Source organism: Paenibacillus sp. FSL P2-0121, assembly GCF_037975345.1.
Classification (GTDB): Bacteria; Bacillota; Bacilli; order Paenibacillales; family Paenibacillaceae; genus Paenibacillus_AQ; species Paenibacillus_AQ odorifer.
In genome coordinates this window covers 5370530-5391682 of sequence record NZ_CP150245.1, presented here as the reverse complement: position 1 = coordinate 5391682, position 21153 = coordinate 5370530, and the positions used below count along the sequence as shown (strand labels likewise).

At 47.5% G+C, this 21153-nt stretch carries 20 protein-coding genes; all 20 read left to right on the top strand.

Annotation, left to right across the window (positions count from 1 at the left end):
• The 20 genes from MKY54_RS23870 (at position 1) to MKY54_RS23775 (ending at position 21139) form a co-directional block, all read left to right on the top strand.
• Positions 1-3417 (top strand): AAA family ATPase, encoded by a 3417-nt coding sequence (locus MKY54_RS23870; RefSeq protein ID WP_339188156.1) that lies wholly within the window; start codon positions 1-3, stop codon positions 3415-3417.
• Between the two features lie 354 nt (positions 3418-3771).
• Positions 3772-4131, top strand: a complete 360-nt coding sequence (locus tag MKY54_RS23865; protein WP_036683863.1) for a histidine triad nucleotide-binding protein — start codon at positions 3772-3774, stop codon at positions 4129-4131.
• Positions 4132-4270: 139 nt separating this feature from the next.
• The gene (rpsU, locus tag MKY54_RS23860) at positions 4271-4444 is read left to right on the top strand and encodes a 30S ribosomal protein S21 (RefSeq protein WP_036657994.1); all 174 of its coding nucleotides are present in this window, start codon (positions 4271-4273) and stop codon (positions 4442-4444) included.
• Positions 4445-4459: 15 nt separating this feature from the next.
• The gene (locus tag MKY54_RS23855; protein WP_036683862.1) at positions 4460-4903 is read left to right on the top strand and encodes a GatB/YqeY domain-containing protein; all 444 of its coding nucleotides are present in this window, start codon (positions 4460-4462) and stop codon (positions 4901-4903) included.
• 119 nt (positions 4904-5022) lie between these two features.
• Positions 5023-6408 carry an NfeD family protein gene (locus MKY54_RS23850; protein ID WP_248549505.1) on the top strand — a complete coding sequence of 462 codons (1386 nt, stop codon included), beginning with the start codon at positions 5023-5025 and terminating at the stop codon, positions 6406-6408.
• 55 nt (positions 6409-6463) lie between these two features.
• Entirely contained in the window at positions 6464-7468 is a 1005-nt protein-coding gene (gene floA / locus MKY54_RS23845; protein WP_036683849.1) for a flotillin-like protein FloA, read from the top strand.
• Between the two features lie 18 nt (positions 7469-7486).
• Positions 7487-8065, top strand: coding sequence for a hypothetical protein (locus MKY54_RS23840; protein ID WP_339188153.1), 579 nt, complete (start codon positions 7487-7489; stop codon positions 8063-8065).
• A 172-nt stretch (positions 8066-8237) separates the two neighbouring features.
• Positions 8238-8531, top strand: a complete 294-nt coding sequence (gene yqfC, locus MKY54_RS23835; RefSeq protein ID WP_036683844.1) for a sporulation protein YqfC — start codon at positions 8238-8240, stop codon at positions 8529-8531.
• Positions 8528-9709 carry a sporulation protein YqfD gene (gene yqfD, locus MKY54_RS23830; protein ID WP_076128997.1) on the top strand — a complete coding sequence of 394 codons (1182 nt, stop codon included), beginning with the start codon at positions 8528-8530 and terminating at the stop codon, positions 9707-9709. Before yqfC ends, yqfD begins: the two co-directional genes overlap by 4 nt.
• A 15-nt stretch (positions 9710-9724) precedes the next feature.
• Positions 9725-10696 (top strand): PhoH family protein, encoded by a 972-nt coding sequence (locus MKY54_RS23825; RefSeq protein WP_036683834.1) that lies wholly within the window; start codon positions 9725-9727, stop codon positions 10694-10696.
• A 14-nt stretch (positions 10697-10710) separates the two neighbouring features.
• Positions 10711-12966 carry an HDIG domain-containing metalloprotein gene (locus MKY54_RS23820; protein ID WP_036683831.1) on the top strand — a complete coding sequence of 752 codons (2256 nt, stop codon included), beginning with the start codon at positions 10711-10713 and terminating at the stop codon, positions 12964-12966.
• Positions 12963-13460, top strand: a complete 498-nt coding sequence (gene ybeY / locus MKY54_RS23815) for an rRNA maturation RNase YbeY (protein WP_076218334.1) — start codon at positions 12963-12965, stop codon at positions 13458-13460. The genes MKY54_RS23820 and ybeY overlap by 4 nt, the downstream gene beginning before the upstream one ends.
• Complete coding sequence (locus MKY54_RS23810; protein WP_076185260.1) at positions 13460-13855, top strand: diacylglycerol kinase family protein; 396 nt, start codon at positions 13460-13462, stop codon at positions 13853-13855. The genes ybeY and MKY54_RS23810 overlap by 1 nt, the downstream gene beginning before the upstream one ends.
• Positions 13856-14095: 240 nt before the next feature.
• On the top strand, positions 14096-14515 hold the full coding sequence (locus tag MKY54_RS23805) for a cytidine deaminase (RefSeq protein ID WP_076129005.1): 420 nt from the start codon (positions 14096-14098) through the stop codon (positions 14513-14515).
• A gap of 663 nt (positions 14516-15178) precedes the next feature.
• Positions 15179-16072, top strand: a complete 894-nt coding sequence (gene era, locus MKY54_RS23800; RefSeq protein WP_036683823.1) for a GTPase Era — start codon at positions 15179-15181, stop codon at positions 16070-16072.
• A 113-nt stretch (positions 16073-16185) separates the two neighbouring features.
• Complete coding sequence (locus MKY54_RS23795) at positions 16186-16329, top strand: YqzL family protein (protein WP_076098533.1); 144 nt, start codon at positions 16186-16188, stop codon at positions 16327-16329.
• A 36-nt stretch (positions 16330-16365) separates the two neighbouring features.
• Positions 16366-17121 (top strand): DNA repair protein RecO, encoded by a 756-nt coding sequence (recO, locus tag MKY54_RS23790; protein ID WP_036683821.1) that lies wholly within the window; start codon positions 16366-16368, stop codon positions 17119-17121.
• A gap of 420 nt (positions 17122-17541) precedes the next feature.
• Positions 17542-18429: a glycine--tRNA ligase subunit alpha gene (gene glyQ / locus MKY54_RS23785; RefSeq protein WP_339188151.1), complete on the top strand. Its 888-nt coding sequence runs from the start codon at positions 17542-17544 to the stop codon at positions 18427-18429.
• Entirely contained in the window at positions 18422-20497 is a 2076-nt protein-coding gene (gene glyS, locus MKY54_RS23780) for a glycine--tRNA ligase subunit beta (RefSeq protein ID WP_339188149.1), read from the top strand. The genes glyQ and glyS overlap by 8 nt, the downstream gene beginning before the upstream one ends.
• Positions 20498-20659: 162 nt before the next feature.
• Complete coding sequence (locus MKY54_RS23775) at positions 20660-21139, top strand: DUF188 domain-containing protein (protein WP_076220169.1); 480 nt, start codon at positions 20660-20662, stop codon at positions 21137-21139.
• Positions 21140-21153 lie beyond the last annotated feature (14 nt).

Sequence of the window (21153 nt, the reverse complement as noted above, 5' to 3'; positions counted from 1 at the left end):
GTGAAGCCTATTTTATTAAAAGTTGCAGGATTGCAGAGTTATAGAGAAATGCAGGAAATAGATTTTGAAAGTCTGTGTGAGACCGGGCTGTTTGGGATTTTTGGACCTACGGGCAGCGGCAAGTCCAGTTTGCTGGATGCTATTACTTTGGCGATGTACGGCAAAGTGGAGCGCGCCGTTAATGGAACACAGGGGATTATGAATCACTCTGAGGATTCACTCAGCGTGGCGTTTACCTTTGAGCTCACTTCTTCCGCTGGGGCACATCGTTATCGCGTTGAACGTAAGTTCAAGCGGACAGGTGAGCAAACAGTCAGTAACACCATTAGCCGTTTCATAGAAGTTACACCTGACGGGGATAACGTTATGGCGGATAAACTCGCAGATGTTACACGTTGTGTGGAAGAGCATATTGGGCTCAAGATGGATGACTTCACGCGAGCAGTTGTATTGCCGCAGGGGAAATTCGCCGAATTCTTATCGCTTCGGGGCGTAGACCGCCGACAAATGCTGCAGCGCCTGTTCCATTTGGAACAGTATGGCGATCAGCTTGCGTTGAAGCTTAGCCGACGGGTGAAGGAGAATGAGGCTGCGCTCCGCGCATTCGAAGCGGAGCAGCAGGGGCTTGGCAGCGCAGGCAAAGAGGATGTAAAGGCAGCGGCGGAGCGCCTCGAACAAGCAGCCCAGCATGCTGCGGAATGCCGCCGCAAGCTGGAGGCGGCGCTGCAGGTCGCGGAGCGTTTCACGCGCATTCGCGAGCTGCAAGAGGAACGGACCCGCCGCGAATTGCAGCGGCAGGGACTGTTCTCCAAGGAGGAGGAGATTCTCCTCCTTGAACGGAAGCTCGGCCAAGCTGACGAGGCCGAGGCTAGGCTTCCCGCGCTGAAAGCATGGCGAAGCGCGGAAGATGCCTTCAAGAGCCGATTGACCCGCGCGGAGGGTCAAGAGGTGCTGGCCGCCGCTGCCGAGCAGGAGGCGGCGCATGCCGCTGCGGCCGCAGCTGCTGCGCAGGCCGCGCTTGCGGCGGAAGAGCCGGCCCTCCGGCAGGGGGCCGACACCTACCGCCGCGCGCTCGAGCTCGAGTCCGAGCTCGGCGCCCTGCGGCGCGAACTCGCGGCTCTGCGCGAGCGCCGCGAAGAGGCCTCCCGCAAGCTGACGGAGCTGCGGGAGGGCATGGCCCGGGAGCGTGAGCTTTTGGCCAAGGGCCAAAAGCGCCAGCAAGAGCTGCAGCAGAGCTTGCAGCCGCTCGGTGTCCGCTCCCAGGAGCGGCAGTCTCTGCAAGAAGCGATGCAGAGACTGCAAGGGCTGCACTCCGCCGAATCCCAGTGGGATAAGGCGGAGAAGGAGCGCCGCGAGCGTGCCGCTGCACTCGCGGCTGCGCAGGCGCGCCTCGCGGAGGCCGAGGGCCGTCGCGGGCAGCAGGAAGCTTCTCGCGGGCAGCTGATCCGCGAGGCGGCGCTGCATCAAGAGAAGCTGCTGGCGACAGAAGAAGCTGCGTGCACCGCAGCAGAAAGTCTGGAGCAACATATCAGTTCTTTGGAAGCGGCCCTCAAGGGGCATGAGTTGCACAGACTCTCGCTTGGATTGGCTAAAGAATTGGAAGCAGGACAACCTTGCCCTGTATGTGGCAGCGAACACCACCCGGCCCCTGCTGTATTGCAGGATAACGTAGAGCAACAGGAACTGGAGATAAAGCTTCAACAGGCTCGGGTGTTGTCCAGACGTGCTTTGGAAGCACGCCATATGTTCCGTGGTCTGCGGGAGCAGGACCTGGTTTGGCTGGAGCAGGTGTTTGGTGATGGAGCTTTTGATACGGTAAATCATCCTGCAGCGGCAGGCTCAGAAGTCAGCACTGCCGAGGTTTTCTCTACCGATATGTCCATCCCAGATGAAAAGGCTTTGGCAGAACTTGATGCTGCATTTTTAGCATTAAAAAGCCAGTCTGGAGAACTGCGCCGTACAGCGATACAGTGGCAGCAATCGATGCAGGAAGTTCAGCAGCTATGTCTCAAAGAAGCAGCGGGTGCCGAAGGTGAGCGAAGCTGGGTAGAAGGCCTAACCGCCAAAGCCGAGGAACTGAGTGGCCAACTAACCGCTTTGCGGCAGAACTGGGTACAGCAGTTCCCTGATTTGGCACCGGAAGAGGTAGAAAAAGCTTATCGTGAGCTGTTAGCTAAGGATGCTCAAGCTGAGGAAATTAGATCCCGACTGGAAATCAGTGTCAAGTTTCTGGATGAGAAAAGCGCTTCGGTGCAGAATCTTCAGGAGACCATCACCGGACTCGATAAAGAGCTTACTCAGTGGAATACACAGATGGAAGGCAAAGAAGAATTGCAGCGTGAAAAAGAACGGCGTCTTTTAGAGTGGACTAATGGCCGCGCTGCTGCCCCTCTTCTAGCAGAGTGTGAGCGTCGTCTGCAGGAATTGTTAGCAGCTGTGGAGACCAGCCAACGATTACATCTCACGGCAGCGGAAAAAGCGCAGCATGAGATCAAGGAGGCAGCAATTACCCGCCAGGCTGCAGAATCTGCTCGAGAGCATTATGTGACTTCAAGCCATCTGTGGGAGCAAAGCTTAACCTCTTCACCTTTTAGTTCCGCCGCTGAGGTTGAAGGAGCAGCTCTCGCACCTGAAGAGCGGGAAATTTCTTCTTCTCGGGTACATGCCCATCGTGCGGAAGAAGCTGAAGTCTCATTGCAGCTGCGCAATATTGAAGAGAAGCTTGACGGAGCCAGCTTAAGTGAAGAGGAGTGGCAAGTTAGCCAGGAGAGCTTAAGCGTGTGTAAGTCAGAGGATGAAATGTCGCTGCAAGCAAGAGCGCGCGCAGAGCGAGATCTGGAGGATCTGCGGCATCGGCATATTCGCTGGATGGAGCTCGAAGCCCAGCGGCTAGAACATGCTTCTCTACAGGATCATTTGTCCAAATTGCAGACGGTTTTACGTGGAAATGCTTTTGTTGAGTATATTGCGGAGGAACAATTGATGCAGGTATGCCAGTCTGCTTCCCAGCGGCTTCGTTTCCTGAGCAAACAGCGTTATGCACTGGAGGTTGATTCGGGTGGTGGCTTTGTAATCCGTGATGATGGAAACGGTGGTGTAAGAAGACCGGTCTCCACGCTTTCCGGCGGAGAGACGTTCTTAACTTCCTTGTCACTTGCACTTGCACTTTCGGCACAGATTCAGCTGCGGGGGCAGTATCCATTGCAATTTTTCTTTTTGGACGAAGGCTTTGGTACGCTGGATCCGGAATTGCTCGATACGGTAATTACCTCACTGGAAAGACTGCATAACGACCAACTGTCTGTCGGCATTATCAGCCATGTTCCAGAGCTTCGGGCACGACTGCCACGCAAGCTGGTAGTAGTACCTGCTGAGCAGGGTGGAGGGGGATCTCGGATCCTTTTGGAAAAAATGTGAAGATCTATAATGTGTGTGATTCTTATCACAGATACAGTATCAACGCGCTGTTATAATACAGCTAAGCCGACATTACTTTAGAAACACCTCGGCGGACGTATGGCAGGGAATGAACTCCTTTTCATACGTCCGCCGCCGAATCAGCTTTATAAGCTGTGAAGGGTGTTTCTCTTTTTTTTGTCTTTTTTAGGCCTAACGGTGTTGATATATTTATTTAATGGTTCATTCTGTAACAGATACAGTTTAGGGCAGATTATGCTGAGTTTGCTTGCTGCTTTCGTATTTGATGATTATCCTGTATGATTATCTTATGATGAAGTGGAATTTCACCAATTTTTAGGAGGCAAGCATTCTATGGAGACCGTGTTTAGCAAAATTATTGAGGGTACTATTCCTTCCAAAAAAGTATTTGAGAATGAACGTATTCTTGCATTTTACGACATCGAGCCGGCTGCACCGGTACATGTGTTGATCATTCCCAAGAAGTTCATTGCTTCAATGAATGATGTTACACCTGAGGATCTTCCGCTAATTGCTGAAATCCACAGTGTAGCCCAACAGATCGCCAAAGACCTTGGAATTGCTGAGTCTGGTTATCGTTTAATCAATAATTGCGGACCTGATAGTGGACAAGCTGTGCCTCATCTTCATTATCACCTGCTGGGTGGAGCCAAGCTGGGTGCGCTCACTGGAAACTCAGCTTCGCACGCATAGCATAATCATTTAATGTTGAAGAACTTGCCAGAAAAAAGAATAGCACGAAGGTTGACACGTTATTTCCGTTTGACCTATAATGGAGTTTGATAAACCGTGTTATGCTCTTGGACGGTATGGTCGGAGGGAGGGGAAACCTGTGTCTGAAACGAAAGTTCGCAAAAACGAGACAATTGATGCTGCACTTCGTCGCTTTAAACGTTCCATCGCAAAAGATGGTGTCTTGGCTGAGGTGAAGAAACGCAAACATTACGAAAAGCCGAGCGTTAAGAAAAAGCTGAAGTCTGAGGCTGCTCGTAAGAGAAAGTTTTAGGAGGATTACCCACGCATGAATCTTAGCGAGAGATTGAACGAAGATATGAAGCAAGCGATGAAGAGTAAGGACAAGTTCACGCTCTCCACGATTCGAATGGTTCGTTCTACAATAAAGTATCTTGAAATAGATCTGAAGAGAACATTGGACGACAACGAAGTGCTTGATATCCTTAGTCGTGAAATCAAACAGCGCAAAGATGCCCTCCAAGAATTTGAATCAGCGGGTCGCGACGAGCTTGCCGCGAGTACAAAAGCAGAAATCGAGATTATTATTAAATATCTTCCCGAGCAACTTTCCGAAGAAGAAATTAAAGTAATTGTACAGCAGACCATCCAGGAAACCGGTGCTTCTTCGAAGAGCGAAATGGGGAAGGTCATGAGCGCACTGATGCCTAAGGTCAAAGGTCGCGCTGATGGTAAACTCGTGAACCAGGCGGTTCTGCAATTTCTGCAATAATATAGCACTAGCACCCCTTGCAAAAGGGGTGCTTTTCTATGTTATGAAACGTAAATCCAATTTCAGCGTATTAAGGGTTATGAGTTTCTGGGTCAAGCTAAAGAAGGGAGGTAAAATCATTGAGAAGATTACGGAAAATACTGTTAGCTAGCATTCCTGTGGTCCTGCTGTTACTCCTCCTGACACCCTTTGCAACGAATGTAAGCGCTGACGGGGCAGCCCCGAAAACACCGGGGGTTACGAACAGTGAGCTGAAAAAAGGTCCCGTGTTTATTATTCCGGTAGATCAAAAGATTGAACGGGGTTTGCAAAGCTTTTTGGAAAGAGGATTTGAAGAAGCCGCTAATTATGGAGCAGTCCTTATTCTACTAGAGGTCGATACACCTGGAGGGCTGGTGAAATCGGCAGAAGAGATTGGGACGATGGTAAGAGAGAGTGAAATACCAACAGCTGCCTATATTAAAGGTGATGCCGCTTCTGCAGGCAGTTACATAGCACTTAATGCAGGTGCAATAATCATGAAGCCGGGCAGTATGATCGGCTCCGCTTCCTTGGTAGACATGAATGGTCAAAAAGTCGATGATGCCAAAATGATATCCTACTGGAGATCTAAAATGATCGGCGCTGCTGCTCTGAATGATCGTGATCCAGACATTGCTGCTGGAATGGTGGATAGTAATTTGGTCGTGGATAAGCCAGAGCTTGGAGTGACTAAGACACAGGGAGAAATCATTGCCTTGTCTAGTGAAGAAGCTTTAAAAGCTGGTTACGCTGATCAAATTACAGATACCCCTGAAGAAGCAATTCAGTGGCTTGGATATACTACAGACGACATCTTTCGCGTAGAGCATACCGGTGCGGAAAAAATGTCGCAATTTCTGACCAATCCGATTATTATGACGATTCTGCTGTTCATTGGGATTACAGGCGTTGTCATTGAACTGATTGTTCCAGGCTTTGGTGCGCCAGGAATTATCGGGACGTTGGCTTTTGTGTTATATTTCTTCGGCAACTATGTTGCAGGATTCGCCGGAGCGGAAACTTGGCTCTTGTTTATCATTGGGCTTGTCATGCTTGTGCTGGAGCTCTTTGTGCCTAGCTTCGGAATATTGGGGCTCCTAGGCTCTGTCAGCCTTGTAGCGGGTGTTGTACGAGCTGCTTACAGCTATAAGCATGCACTGCTCAGTCTAGGTATCTCTTTCGTAGCTGCGACTATAGTTGTAGTAATTGTTGCGGTCATTTTTAAAGAACGAGGGATATGGAACAGATTTATTTTGAAGGAAAGCCTTACTAAAGATCAGGGATTTGTGCCTGTAGAAGAGAAGCTTAGCTTATTAGGCGCTACAGGAACCAGTATTACTCCACTTCGTCCCTCAGGAACAGCTATGATAGGCGGCGAACGTGTGGATGTTGTTACAGAAGGTAGTTTTATTAGTGCTAATGCACCGGTCTCTGTTATTAAAGTAGAGGGCGGACGGATTGTTGTGAAAGAAATCAAGGAATAAGGTAAACACTGGAACCAATAATAGTTCTACAACAAATTTACGGAGGTTATATAGTATGGGTGAAGCATCTTTGATTCCTATTCTGTTCATCGCGGTAGTGGTGATTATTGTATTGAGCGTGTTTTTAAGTTTCTTCCCGGTTATGCTCTGGATTTCAGCATTAGCATCGGGCGTTAGAATCAGTATTATTACGCTGGTGGCGATGAGACTGCGTCGTGTAACCCCAAGTCGTATCGTTAACCCAATGATTAAAGCGACTAAGGCAGGTCTTGGACTGAACATTAATCAACTGGAGAGTCACTATCTCGCAGGTGGTAACGTAGACCGTGTTGTTAATGCGCTTATTGCAGCACAACGTGCAGATATTCCTTTGGAATTTACTCGCGCAGCAGCCATTGATCTTGCAGGACGTGATGTGCTGCAGGCTGTGCAAATGAGCGTTAACCCTCGTGTAATTGAGACACCGGTTGTTGCGGCTGTTGCTAAGAACGGGATTGAAGTTAAGGTAAAAGCGCGCGTAACTGTTCGTGCCAATATCGACCGCCTCGTGGGTGGTGCGGGTGAAGAAACGATTATTGCCCGTGTTGGTGAAGGGATTGTAACGACAGTAGGTTCGAGTGATTCCCATAAAGATGTCCTTGAGAACCCGGATTTGATTTCGCGGACGGTATTGTCCAAAGGGCTTGACTCAGGTACTGCTTTTGAGATCCTCTCCATTGATATTGCGGATATCGATGTAGGCAAGAACATCGGTGCTTATCTACAAACCGAGCAAGCAGAAGCAGATAAACGCATTGCACAAGCCAAAGCGGAAGAACGCAGAGCGATGGCTGTCGCTCACGAGCAAGAGATGAAGGCGCGCGTAGTAGAGATGAAGGCACTTGTTGTGGAAGCTGAATCTCAGGTGCCTATGGCAATGGCTGAGGCGCTCAGAAATGGCCAAATCGGCGTGATGGATTATATGAATATCAAAAACATCGAGGCAGATACCCAAATGCGGGGCTCTCTCGGCAAAATGAATGATCAGGACGACAATAACCGTCCTAACAATAATAAATAAAAGGGGATGTGAATCTCCATGAGCTGGATCTATATTATTGCGGTTATTATATTCGCGATCGTATCCAATGTGAATAAAGCAACTAAAAACAAGCCCAAAGGAGCTCCTCGCGGGGGAATGCCCACTTTTGGGGGCGGAGAGGATTCTCCGCTCCGCCGGGTAAAACGCCCGGATATCGATGGAGGGCGTCAAGCGGAGTCTGGCAGTGGATTTCCTGCTCCTGTTAGCACCTCTTCCCGGCAGTCGAGGTCAGATGATAACCGGGAGTATGATGCCTCTCCTGCCTTTCCAGAACCCGCGCATATACCAACTCCAGATTATTCTACTGGAGAAGGAATGTCTTTGGAGCATGCCGATGACGGAGTTGAATTACGCACACAAAGAATGCAAGAAGAGGTGCGGCGCCTTCAATCTGCTTTTGACGGGATAGCGGGTGCAGATACCAAAAGATCAAATAAGACTAAGAACACAAACTCACCCTCTGCGGGAGACCAGAGACATGGAACAGGGAGTCGTGACGACCTGCGCAATGGTGTAGTCTGGGCAGAGATTCTGGGACCACCGCGTTCTCGTCAGCCGCATTCCACCCGAAGATAATATTTACGGATCATAGTAACAATAAAGCCTCGGTTTCCTATCTTTACGATAGGTTGCCGGGGCTTTTTTTGCTTTTTTCACACTAGAAGGCTCCTCCTTTGTTACTTCTTCTCATAAAAAAAAGCGTTGCCGCATAAGGTGTACAGAAGGCAGGAAGGGGGAACGTCTACTTATGACCCGTATTGGCCGCAGGCTGCGGGGATGGACAAACGGGGTACTGGATCTACCACAGGACTTATTACAGGAAATGCCCCGGATCACCCTGATCGGCAATAAGGAACTGCATATTGAGAATCATCGCGGCGTGCTGCATTTTTCCTCTGGTCAGCTTAAGCTCGCGTTAGCTAAAGGATCGCTTGAAATCACAGGCGAGGGACTTGTCATCCGAAATATTCTAGGCCAGGAATTGGCTGTAGAAGGCGTTATCGGGGAGATCAGATATAACGAAAGCGAGGAGAGATCATGAAGGAGCCACCTCTGTCATCACTGCGGGGGTTCGTTACACTGCATGTGACGGGACCTCAGGTGGAGCGATTTATTAATTTCATTTCTGAAGCAGGAATCATGATTTGGGATGTGAGGCCCGCTGAGGGCGGCGCTTCCCTTAAGCTGCTTCTGGATGATTTTTATGTCCTCCGGCCGATTTTAAAAAAGACAGGCTGTCGTATGCACGTAACCGGTAGAAGCGGACTTCCATTTCTTATGGCGCGGCTGTGGAAAAGGAAATTTTTTGGCATAGGTATTTTAATGTTTGGAATTACACTTTTTATGTTATCTACGATGGTATGGAGTATTAGAGTCGAAGGGAATGAAAAAATTGCTTCTGAGGATATATTGGCTGCCGCTCGCCAGGAGGGTGTGTATCCTTTTCAGTGGATATGGCGTCTGGAGGAGCCGGACAAGCTCTCTAAGGGGCTGCTGGCCCATTTACCGGGTGTTTCTTGGATAGGGCTGCAACGGACGGGGACGAGCATCAAAATTCAGGTTGTAGAGGCTAAACAGCCCGATATCAAACCTTTGCTTAGCCAACGGCATTTAATTAGCCGAACAGATGCGGTGGTAACAGAAATATATGCGGAGCAGGGCAGACCGGTAGTAGCGCGTAATTCGCGTGTGAAAAAAGGGGATATCCTGATTTCCGGTGCTCTTGGAGACGAAGAAAATGTAGAGTATGTGGTTGCCAAGGGTGAGGTTAAGGGGTTGGTTTGGCATGAGTACAATATCGAGGTTCCGCTTGAAACAACCAATAGCACCTACACTGGGGAGCGTAAGGATCGCACCTATCTCGTGTTGGGGAAATGGGCTATTCAGCTGTGGGGTTATGGCAAATCCTCCTTTGAGAATTCAAAGACGCTCACAGAGCATGATCCGCTGTCTTGGCGCTCTATTGAGCTGCCGCTGGGCCTGATGACTGAGAAAGAAATGGAGATCAATGAAACAAAGGATACGATAACTCCAGAAGCTGGAGTTGCGAGGGGAATTGAGCGGGCGAAGAATGATATTTTAGCTCGATATGGTGTTGATAGCGTCATCAAAAGTCAAAAAGTTTTGCATGAGAAGAAAGAGAATGGTAAAGTTTATATGAAAGTGATCTTTGAAGTAGAAGAAAAAATTTCCGAAGAACTGCCAATAGTAAACAATTGAGGAGAATGAGGCTACTTGTCAGAACAGACTGCAAGCATTCGTATATCTTTGCAAAATGCGGGAGAAGCGCAATCGCTGTTTGGCCCGCAGGATGGATTCTTAAAAATCATCGAGAGTGAAATTCCCGCCATTATTGATTCGCGTGAAGCAGAGCTAACGATTCGTGGAGCTGAGCGGGAAGTAGACATGCTGGGGCAATTGTTTAATGTGCTACTGTCCCTCATTCGGAGCGGTTACATACTTACTGAACGTGATGTGCAGTACGCTGTGGAACTGGCGAAAGATTTTCGTGCTGATCAATTGCTCGATTTGTTCAAAGGAGAAATTACTACAACTTTTCGCGGAAAGCCTATCCGTGTCAAAACGGTCGGCCAGAAGCATTATGTGACAACGATCAAGAAGCGTGATATTGTATTCGGAATCGGTCCTGCAGGAACGGGGAAGACCTACTTGGCAGTGGTGCTTGCAGTTACGGCACTGAAAGAAGGTTCGGTTAAGCGTATTGTTCTTACGCGTCCCGCAGTAGAAGCAGGAGAGAGTCTAGGATTCCTTCCAGGGGATTTGCAAGAAAAGGTAGATCCATATCTGCGTCCGCTTTATGATGCATTATACGACGTTATGGGGCCCGACCAGGTGGCTAAGGCACTTGAACGGGGATTGATTGAGATTGCTCCGCTGGCTTATATGCGCGGACGTACATTGGATGATTCATTTATCATCTTGGATGAAGCGCAGAATACAACACCTGAGCAAATGAAAATGTTCCTGACTCGACTCGGCTTCGGGTCCAAAATGGTGATTACAGGTGACGTTACCCAGATTGACCTGCCCCGCGGCAAGAAATCCGGTTTGATTGAGGCCAAAGCGATTTTATCCGGCATAGAAGAACTTGGCTTTGTCTACTTCGCGGAACAGGATGTAGTACGGCATTCCCTGGTGCAGAAAATTATCGTTGCCTATGACCGCTCTGCCGAAAACCTCCAATAAAGGGGATTGTCTTCATGGCTTCAAAGCAACCATCTAAATTAAGCGGATTTGTATATACGAACAACGGATGGAAGTATAGCGCAGTGACACGCTATGCTCTTTTCCTGTTACTCGGACTAGTGTTCTACTTCAGCTTGTCGCCAGAATTGCTACCTAAGAAATATGATATTAAAGAGAATACTTACAGTGCAAAGGAAATAACGGCACCGAAACAAATTAAGGACACCAAAGCTACGTTAAAAGCAGCTGAGGAAGCGGCCGAAAGCGTATCTCCCAAGTACAAAATTATCCCGATGAGGGCAGACAACCTAGTGACCTCGCTGCTGGACCGGATAGATCGCCTCAATCAGGATGATCTGATCTCGCAAAGCGATAAGACGGGGATTTATCGTGATGAAATCCCGCAGAGAGCCAGCGATTTCATCTTGAATTTCGTAGCTTCCAATCGGGGCAGCGCTACATATTCAGATCACCTCTTGGATGAAATGCAATCTGTCATCAAAGAGCAGACCTATGTCATTCCGGAAGAGACTTACATTAAGATTCCGCGCCTGACCTCTCAGGACATTATCGAGATGAAGCCTGTCGCCCGAGATATTGTAACTAGGCTGATGAATGATCAGATTACGGATGCGCAGACCGCTCGCGCCAAGGTAGCGGAACAGGTCAGTATTAGTTCTCTAAGCCAGCGTACAGCGCGTGAGGTTGTTCAGGAGCTTGTACGTCTTGTGATCACAAGTAACAAGTTCTACGATGAGGATGCTACCAAGGAAGCAAAGGTACAAGCCCGGGAGAACACACCTGATGTATTCATTGAGCAAGGGGACACGCTTGTTGCTAAGGGGCAGCTAATTACTCCAGAGCTCTACACTCTTTTGGATGAGAATGGGCTACTAAGCAATGAGGTGAATTACTGGCCACAGTTAGGCCTATTGATTCTCTCTGCGATGCTCTCCGTCGGTTTGCTTGCGTTCATTCGTTATTCAGGCGGCACCTCAGGCTTTAAGTACAACAATTCTCAGCTATTGATGCTGGTGCTTGTATTTGTTATAACTATTATCTCTATGCGGCTGGCCGCTGTTTTGCAGACCGATGTCCGATCTTATATCGGATTCCTGGCACCGGTGGCGATCGGCGCAATGTTAATTGCAATGCTTCTGGACATGCCTTTGGCCTATTTCTGCTCCATTCTATTCAGTGTACTGGCGAGTGTTATTTTGAATGTGCAGCAGAATTCAATCTTTGATTTTAACTTTGGTTTCTTTGCTATCGTGGTTTCGTACGTGGCTATCTTTGCGACTCACCGTGCGGGTCAACGCTCCACGCTCCTTAAAGGCGGGATTATGGTATCGCTTTTTGGCTGTCTGACAGTCTTTATGCAGATACTGTTAGGTGGAGGAGCATGGAAAGAGGTAGGTACCTTGTATTCGGTTGGTTTTGCTTTTGCAGGGGGACTATTGACGGCTGTACTTGTGATTGGGCTAATGCCTTTTTTCGAGGCAACCTTTGGTATTCTATCGGCATTGAAGCTGGTAGAATTGTCTAATCCAAACCACCCGCTGCTGCGCAAACTGCTTACCGAAACGCCGGGAACCTATCACCATAGTGTAATGGTAGGTAACCTGTCAGAAGCTGCCGCGGAAGCGATTGGAGCAGATGGGCTATTGTGCCGGGTTGGATCGTATTATCATGATATTGGCAAAACAAAACGTCCGTTTTATTTTATCGAGAATCAGAATAATATGGAAAATCCACATGACTCTATTGAACCGAAGCTTAGTAAATCTATCATCGTTGCCCACGCCCGTGACGGGGTGGAAATGCAACGAGAATATAAGCTGCCAAAGCCAATCCGTGACATTGCGGAGCAGCATCATGGAACAACGTTCCTGCATTATTTTTACCATAAGGCACTGAAGCTGGCGGAAGAAAAAGGTGTCGAGGCTGATTTTACCGAGGAAGATTTCCGTTATCCTGGACCGAAAGCCCAGTCGAAGGAAGCAGCCGTTGTGGGAATTGCCGACAGTGTCGAGGCTGCAGTGAGATCATTGCGTAAGCCAACTGTTCTGCAGGTGGAAACGATGATTGAGAAGATTATTAAAAGTCGACTGGATGATCATCAGTTTGACGAATGTGATTTGACGATTAAAGAATTGGATATTATTGCACGGACTCTGAAGGAGACGGTTATGGGAATTTTCCATTCACGGATCGAATACCCAGAAGATGTGCGTAAGCCGAAAAAAGAGGAAGGGGCACCTAACCCATGAGTTTGGAGATCGTTTGGGATAACGAGCAGGAAGAATACGAGATAAAGGACGATCTCATTACGCTGCTGGAGAGTATTTTGCAAAAAGCAGGTGAAGCGGAAGGGATCGATCGGGGCGAGGTAGCTCTTACTTTTGTCGATAACGTTCGTATACATGAGTTGAATTTGGAATATCGGGGCATTGACCGTCCGACGGACGTGCTTTCTTTTGCTATGAATGAAAGCGGAGAGGACGAGCTGGACATTATATACGAGGTAGAGGAAGGCGAGGCGCTGGAAGATGTTCCAGACGTACTTGGGGATATAATCATTTCCGTAACTCGTGCGCAGGAGCAGGCGCTGGAATATGGCCATTCACTGGAACGAGAGCTTGGTTTTCTTTTCGTTCACGGATTTCTGCATTTGTTAGGATATGATCATCAGGATGAAGCCTCAGAAGCAGAGATGATGTCCAAGCAAGAACAAGTACTATCTCAGGTTGGGTTGACGCGCTAATGGTGAAGAACACGGCGGTAGGGCACAAGAAGTTCTGGCACTCTTTTCGGTTTGCATCGCAAGGCTTAGTGTCGGCATTCAAATCCGAGCTTAACATGAAGGTGCATTGCTGTTTAGCGGTGGTTGTGCTAGTAGCCGCTGCCGTGTTCAGACTTCCGCTGGCCAGTTGGATGTTGCTGCTGTTCTCGATCACGCTTGTCCTAACTGCCGAACTGCTCAATACGGCGATTGAAGCGACGGTTGATCTGATCTCGCCAGAGATTCATCCACTGGCTAAGAGAGCAAAAGATACCGCCGCAGGAGCTGTGCTTCTCACGGCGGTGTTTGCTGTCTTAGTCGGGATCTATGTTTTTTATCACCCTGTGATGGACTGGATTAGCGGACTTATGTCATAATCAGGATACAAAATCAATTCAGGGGAGAGGCGGACCCGCGTTTTGCGATTCCGCCTCTTTCGTTACTGAAAAATTTGAAGTGAGTTATGTACCCGAATATATCTCATGAAGTACACTGATAAAATTTAGTGCACGCAAGAAAATAACGATAAACGAAACTAATTAGATGTTTACGAAGTAAGTTTTGTGCGAAGAAAAATCAATGAAGTCAATACTCACAAAACTTTAGGAGGTCAAAATATGGATTCTACTCTTCTTATGCAAGAGGCGATTAAAGCACGAGCAAAAGCTTACATTCCATATTCCCGATTCGGAGTGGGAGCTGCCCTTCTTGATCAGGATGGTCATATTCACCACGGCTGTAATGTGGAAAATGCTGCTTTTGGGCCAACCAACTGTGCGGAACGGACAGCACTATTCCGTGCGATTGCGGACGGTCACGCTGTTGGTTCTTTTAAAGCAATTGCCGTAGTAGCTGACTCTGACGGCCCCGTTTCACCTTGCGGTGTGTGCCGGCAAGTAATGATTGAGTTGTGTTCGCCGGATATGAAGGTTATTCTTGGGAACATGAAGGGTGATATCGTTGAGACTACGGTGGGAGAATTGCTTCCAGGCGCTTTTGGTCCCGTAGATCTGAAGCAAGGACAAGCTCCAGAATAAAATGAGGTTTTGATTTAATGCCTGTGCCTGTTTAAGGGCAAATCAGGCATAGTTAGACGAAGGTTGCTACTTTAATTGCACAATGTACAGTTAAATTGCTACTCTTTCGCGACAAAAATGAATTTAGTTGCAGATAGTACAATTAAATTTATGATAAAGCCCATATTTGGCTCTTAAGACAGGATTTAATTGCACAAAATACAACTAAACACCAAAAACATAAACTCAACCTAAAATTAGTTGTACAAAGTACAATTAAAAGTGTTCTAGTTCTACCAAGTTAGGCTAAACTGGTGCAAACTATGTGTTTTTAGAGTAACATTACGAGGTAAGCGCCACGGCAAAAGCCGCCAGCGATTCTTTGCACATCGTAACTTGAACCCTGACCGTAAGCTGCATCTCAGTAATCTTTATCTATGGTGAGCTTAATGCGAACCGTGTTAATAAGTGACAGTGTAGTGTGTCCCCAACAGGGCACAAAAGCGCTCATGCACCATAGTCCCTCTAATCCAGCCTAACGTTGCAGTTACGCCCATTTCCGGGTGTCCAGAGGGCCGGGGCCCTTGGGGTCCCCCTTGGCTAAGGGGGATTTAGGGGGATCGAAAAAGATCTTAAAAGATTTTCAAACGCAAATTTAGAAGGTAAGTATGGAAGGAAGATAATATGAAATTCAAATCAGGCTTTGTCGCAATTATCGGCAGACCAAACGTAGGTAAATCAACACTCATGAACCAGGTCATTGGCCAGAAGATTGCTATTATGTCGGATAAGCCACAAACAACCAGAAACAAAATCCATGGTGTTTACACAACAAACACTTCACAAATCGTATTCCTGGATACACCGGGGATTCATAAAAGACAGTCCAAGCTAGGCGACTACATGAACCAGACTGCAATGAGTACACTGGGTGAAGTAGAAGCAGTGTTATTCCTTGTGGATGCGTCAGAGGGCTTGGGCGGTGGAGACCGTTACATTGCCGAGCAATTAAATGGTCTGAAGACACCGGTGATTCTGGTGCTCAACAAGATCGATAAAATAGAGCCGGAAGCTCTGCTCCCGCTTATGGCTCAATATAACAAGCTGCATGATTTTGCCGAAATTATTCCGATTTCTGCGAAGATGGGCAGCAATGTTAACACGCTGTTAGAGCAGGTTGCCAAGTACTTGCCGGAAGGCCCTCAGTATTATCCGGAAGATCAAATCACGGATCACCCCGAGCAATTTGTCTGCGCGGAATTAATCCGGGAGAAAATTCTGCATTTGACTCGTGAAGAAGTGCCGCACTCTATTGCTGTAGCCATCGAAGATATGAAGGTTGAGCCTAATGGAGTGGTGCATGTTTCAGCTGTTATTTTTGTTGAGCGTGATTCGCAAAAGGGAATTATTATCGGCAAGCAAGGGGCAATGCTGAAAGAGGTCGGCAGACGGGCTCGGACAGATATTGAGAACCTGCTGGGTTCGAAGATTTTTCTGGAGCTATGGGTAAAAGTGAAAAAAGATTGGCGCAATCAGGACCGCGTTCTGCGGGATTTGGGCTTCCATAAAGACCTTTAAGTTAATTCCGTTATTCCTCGTTTGGTAGGAATTGCAAGGATAGAACCTGCTCCATCGCACCATCCTAATTCTTGATAAGAGACATCGTCTTTCCCAAGAAAGGATGAATACGAATGCGAAACTTTTCGTGGAAGTATTTTGCAATGACAGGAGACGTCGATGCTTACCTGCTGTATAAGGAAGCTGGCCATCCGCTTGAAGATAGTGGATTACAGCTAGTGGAGGAAGAGAAGGCCTGTGATGAAGAAGCGCAATAAGGACTGGTTGCTTGCCGAATGGTTGGGGGAAGAGGCATGCTACACAGGGTGGAAGGGATCGTCATCCGCAGCATGGACTACGGCGAGGGGAACGCAATTATTACGCTTTGCACCGAGAACGCGGGAAAAGTAGGGGTTCTGGTGCGTGGCGCAAAGAAGGTCAAAAGCCGCCATGCTGCATTGATCCAACTGTTCACCGTTGGGGAATTTGTTTTTTTTAGAAATAATGGAGGACTTGGGACACTGAATTCTGGCGAAATTACGAAGTCGCACCATCCGCTGCGTGAGGATTTGATCAAAGCTGCTTATGCGTCTTATGCGTGTGAACTGCTTGATCGTGTTCTGCATGATGAGGAAACGGGAAGCTTCTGGTTTCGCCAGCTTACGGCCTGTCTTAATGCACTTGAAGAGGACAAGGAACCCGGCGTTATCATAAATGTCTTTGAAATGAAAATCTTACAGGCAGCCGGTTATGGTCCTGAATTCGATTCTTGTGTAATTTGTGGTGCCGAGAAGCCGGATGATCAACTGCTGGTCAGCCCTCGCCTTGGTGGAGCACTGTGCCGCAGTTGTAAACATAATGACCCTCCAGCCATGGAGGTCTCTGCTCGTGCGTTGAAGCTGCTGCGATTATTCGCCAGACTTGACCTGACTAGACTAGGCAATGTGGATGTAAAGGAAAGCAGCCGGGATGAGCTGAAAAAAATTATGCGGGCCTTTATGGATGTGCAACTCGGATTAAAGCTGAAGTCACAAAGTTTCCTAGACCAGCTCGACAAGTACAAGATTTGACGAAAGCTGATTTTTCCGTTACTATAGGATCAGTTTATTATATGATCGTCGTTATGCTCCAATTGGGGAGAGGCGTGCATTGATCGGGAAAGTAGTGGACTGTATTGTCGTTATTCAGCGAGCTGGGGGCAGTGGAAGCCTAGCGGGACAACGTTCATGAACATGGCACCCGGGAGTACGAATGCGGCGAATGAAAGTGGATTTCGTTCTTGTCTTGGCAGCAAGCTTGCTCATACAAGGTATGAAATCAAGTAGGGTGGAACCGCGGGAGAATAAGTTAAGCTCTCGTCCCTATGTCTGTTAATCAGGCATGGGGGCGGGGGCTTTTTGTTGCTGTCAGGAGCTAAAAGTGCCGCCTCCATGGTAGAAAGTTTTAGGCAAGCTGTTGTAAAAAACTTGTAAAGCGAAGGAGACGGTATTATGAACTTCCAGCAGATGATTTTGACACTGCAGCAGTTCTGGGCTGAACAGAACTGTATCATCGTACAGCCGTATGACACAGAAAAAGGCGCCGGCACGATGAACCCTATGACTTTTTTACGCTCGCTAGGTCCTGAGCCTTGGAGAGTGGCTTACGTAGAGCCTTCACGTCGTCCCTCCGATGGTCGTTATGGAGAGAACCCGAACCGTCTGTATCAGCATCACCAATTCCAAGTAATCATCAAACCCTCACCAGATAACATTCAAGAGATCTATTTGGATAGCTTGAAAGCACTCGGTATTGATCCGCTCTTGCATGACATCCGTTTTGTAGAGGATAACTGGGAGAATCCGTCACTGGGCTGTGCGGGTCTGGGATGGGAAGTATGGCTGGACGGTATGGAGATCACTCAATTTACTTACTTCCAGCAGGTAGGTGGCATCGAAGCTAACCCTGTTGCTGTAGAGATCACTTACGGTATGGAGCGCTTAGCCTCTTACATTCAGGATAAAGAAAATGTGTTCGATCTTGAATGGGTAAGCGGTATGACTTATGGTGATGTTTTTAATCAGCCGGAGTTCGAGCATTCTACCTACACTTTTGAAGTATCGGATGTAAAAATGTTATTCTCGCTGTTCAACATGTATGAAGAGGAAGCACGTAGAGCGATGGAGAAACATCTTGTGTTTCCAGCCTACGATTATGTGTTGAAATGCTCACATAGCTTTAATCTACTCGATGCGCGTGGGGCAATTAGTGTAACTGAACGGACTGGATTTATTACCCGAGTGCGTAATCTTGCCCGTTCCGTAGCGGCAACATATCTTGAGGAACGCGAGAAGCTTGGCTTCCCGCTGCTGAAGAAAGAAGGTGCTGACCGTGTCTAAAGATATCCTGTTTGAGATCGGTCTGGAGGAAATTCCTGCACGTTTTATCCGTGCTGCGATGGAACAGCTGCAAGATAGAATGTCCAAGTGGTTGGATTCTGCACGTATAAACCATGCTGGAGTTACTGCATATGCTACGCCACGTCGTCTCGCTGTATTTGTTAAGGACGCGGCTGAGAAGCAAGAGGATATTAGCGAAGAGGTCAAAGGACCTTCACGCAAAATCGCGCTGGATGCTAACGGCGACTGGAGTAAAGCTGCGCTAGGGTTTGCCCGCAGTCAAGGTGTATCTCCAGAGCAATTTACATTTAAAGAGCTAGCTGGCGTGGAATATATTTATGCCACAAAAAATAGTGCGGGTGTAGAGACTGCTTCTTTGCTCACAGAAGGACTTCTGGGTATTGTAAATGCAATGACTTTCCCGAAGAACATGCGCTGGGGAGCTTACGATTTTAAATTCGTTCGTCCGATTCGCTGGATGGTTGCTCTTTTTGGTAAAGAGATCATTGATTTGGAAATTACGGATGTAAAAGCGGGTAATGTGAGCCGTGGACATCGTTTTCTGGGTACAGAGACTGTAATCTCGGAGCCTGCGCAATATGTGGAGAGCATGCGTGCGCAGCATGTACTTGTGGATGTGAAGGAACGGGAAACGCTTATCCTAGATCAAATTAACAAATTGGCTGAAGAGAAAAGCTGGACGATTGCGATTAAAGAAGATCTTTTGGAAGAAGTACTGTTCTTGGTAGAAACACCAACCGTGCTCTTTGGAACCTTTGATCCATCTTTCTTAGAGATTCCTCAGGATGTGCTGATTACCTCGATGCGTGAGCATCAGCGTTATTTCCCTGTTTTTGATGCAACTGGCAAGCTACTGCCATTCTTTGTAACTGTACGTAACGGGAATGCAGAATCCTTGGATGTTATCGCTAAGGGAAATGAAAAAGTGCTTCGTGCTCGTCTATCAGATGCCAAATTCTTCTATCAAGAAGATCAAAAGATGAAGATTGACGATGCGTTAGCCAAGCTTGAAAACATTGTTTACCATGAAGATTTGGGCAGTGTAGGGGATAAGGTGCGCCGTATTCGCCAAATCTCTGATCGTCTGGCTGTGAAGCTTGGACTGTCAGCTACTGCTGTGTCCGAAGTAAGTCGCACTGCGGATATTTGTAAATTCGACCTTGTAACACAAATGGTTTATGAATTTCCTGAGCTGCAAGGAACAATGGGTGAAGATTATGCACGTAAAGCAGGCGAGCCTGAAACTGTGGTAAAAGCGATCTTCGAGCATTATCAGCCACGATTTGCAGGAGATGCTGTACCTTCAACAGAAGCAGGTTCAGTTGTCAGCATAGCGGACAAAATCGATACGATTGTTGGCTGCTTCTCCATCGGCATCATCCCGACAGGATCTCAGGATCCATATGCCCTGCGCCGTCAGGCTGCAGGTATTGTCCAAATTGTGCTTGAGCATAAATTGCCAATTACGCTGCGCGAAATTTTTGAAGCGGCGATTGAAATTCATGAAAATTCAGGAAATACGAAACATTCTGGAGATGAACTACGTATAAACCTGTACGAGTTCTTCGGTCTGCGTGTAAAACGTCTTTTATCTGACAATGTACGCTATGATGTTGTGGACGCTGTTACAGCGGCTGGTTTTGACGACGTGGTAGATGTTGTGGGCAGAAGCCGTGCTCTTATGGCTGCTGTGTCCGACCAAGCAGATTTCAAGATTACCGTAGATTCGCTTACTCGTGTCAGTAATTTGGCAAGTAAAGCAACCAGTGAAGTGATTGATCCTGCTTTACTTAAAGAAGATGCTGAATTGCAGCTTTTTAATACATGGCAGGAGCTTCACGCACCTTACCTTGAAGCTATGGCGGCAAAAAATGCCGAAGAAGCACTTCGGATTCTTTCGGGTCTAAAAGACGCCGTTACAACATTTTTTGATTCCGTTATGGTTATGGCGGAGGACGAGCAAGTGCGTGCTAACCGTTTGGCTCTGCTTGCGGGTATTGATGCTGACTCCAAGTCGTTCGCTGATTTCGCGAAGCTTGTCTGGTAATTTTAATCAAGAAAATTTGAATCTTATGGTATAGAATGTTGGTTTGGGGTATAAATATACGGAACGGTGCCAATGCGTCATTTGACATCCGTTCCGTATTTATGCTTAGAAAGAAGGATTTCTTGCGGAGAGGGCGTATATATATTACACGGGAAATTGGTGATGATCATGGAGAAGTCCCAGTCTAGAACGATAGTGGTGGATGGGGATGCTTGTCCGGTCAAAAAAGAGATCGCTGAGGTAGGTCGCACCTTTGGTGTTCCGGTACTTATGGTATCTTCTTATGACCATGCACTGAAAGCTGAAGAGGGTGTAACGGTTGTGCAGGTGGATCGAGGAGATCAGAGTGCCGATCTATATATTGCCAATCATATTACTGCAGGAGATGTGGTATTGACTCAAGATTATGGTCTTGCGGCACTTGCACTAGGTAAACGATGCAGTGTGCTTTCATTTCGTGGTCAGGAATACGACAATTCCAAGATGGATTTTATGTTGGAGGGAAGACATGCCAGGGCCGTGGAACGAAGACGGGGACATTATTCCAAGGGTCCAAAACCCATAACGGCAGAAGAAAAAACTTATTTTCAACATAAACTGACAAAACTTTTAATACTTTTGCAGGAGAATGTGGAGCAATAGCGAATTATATTTAT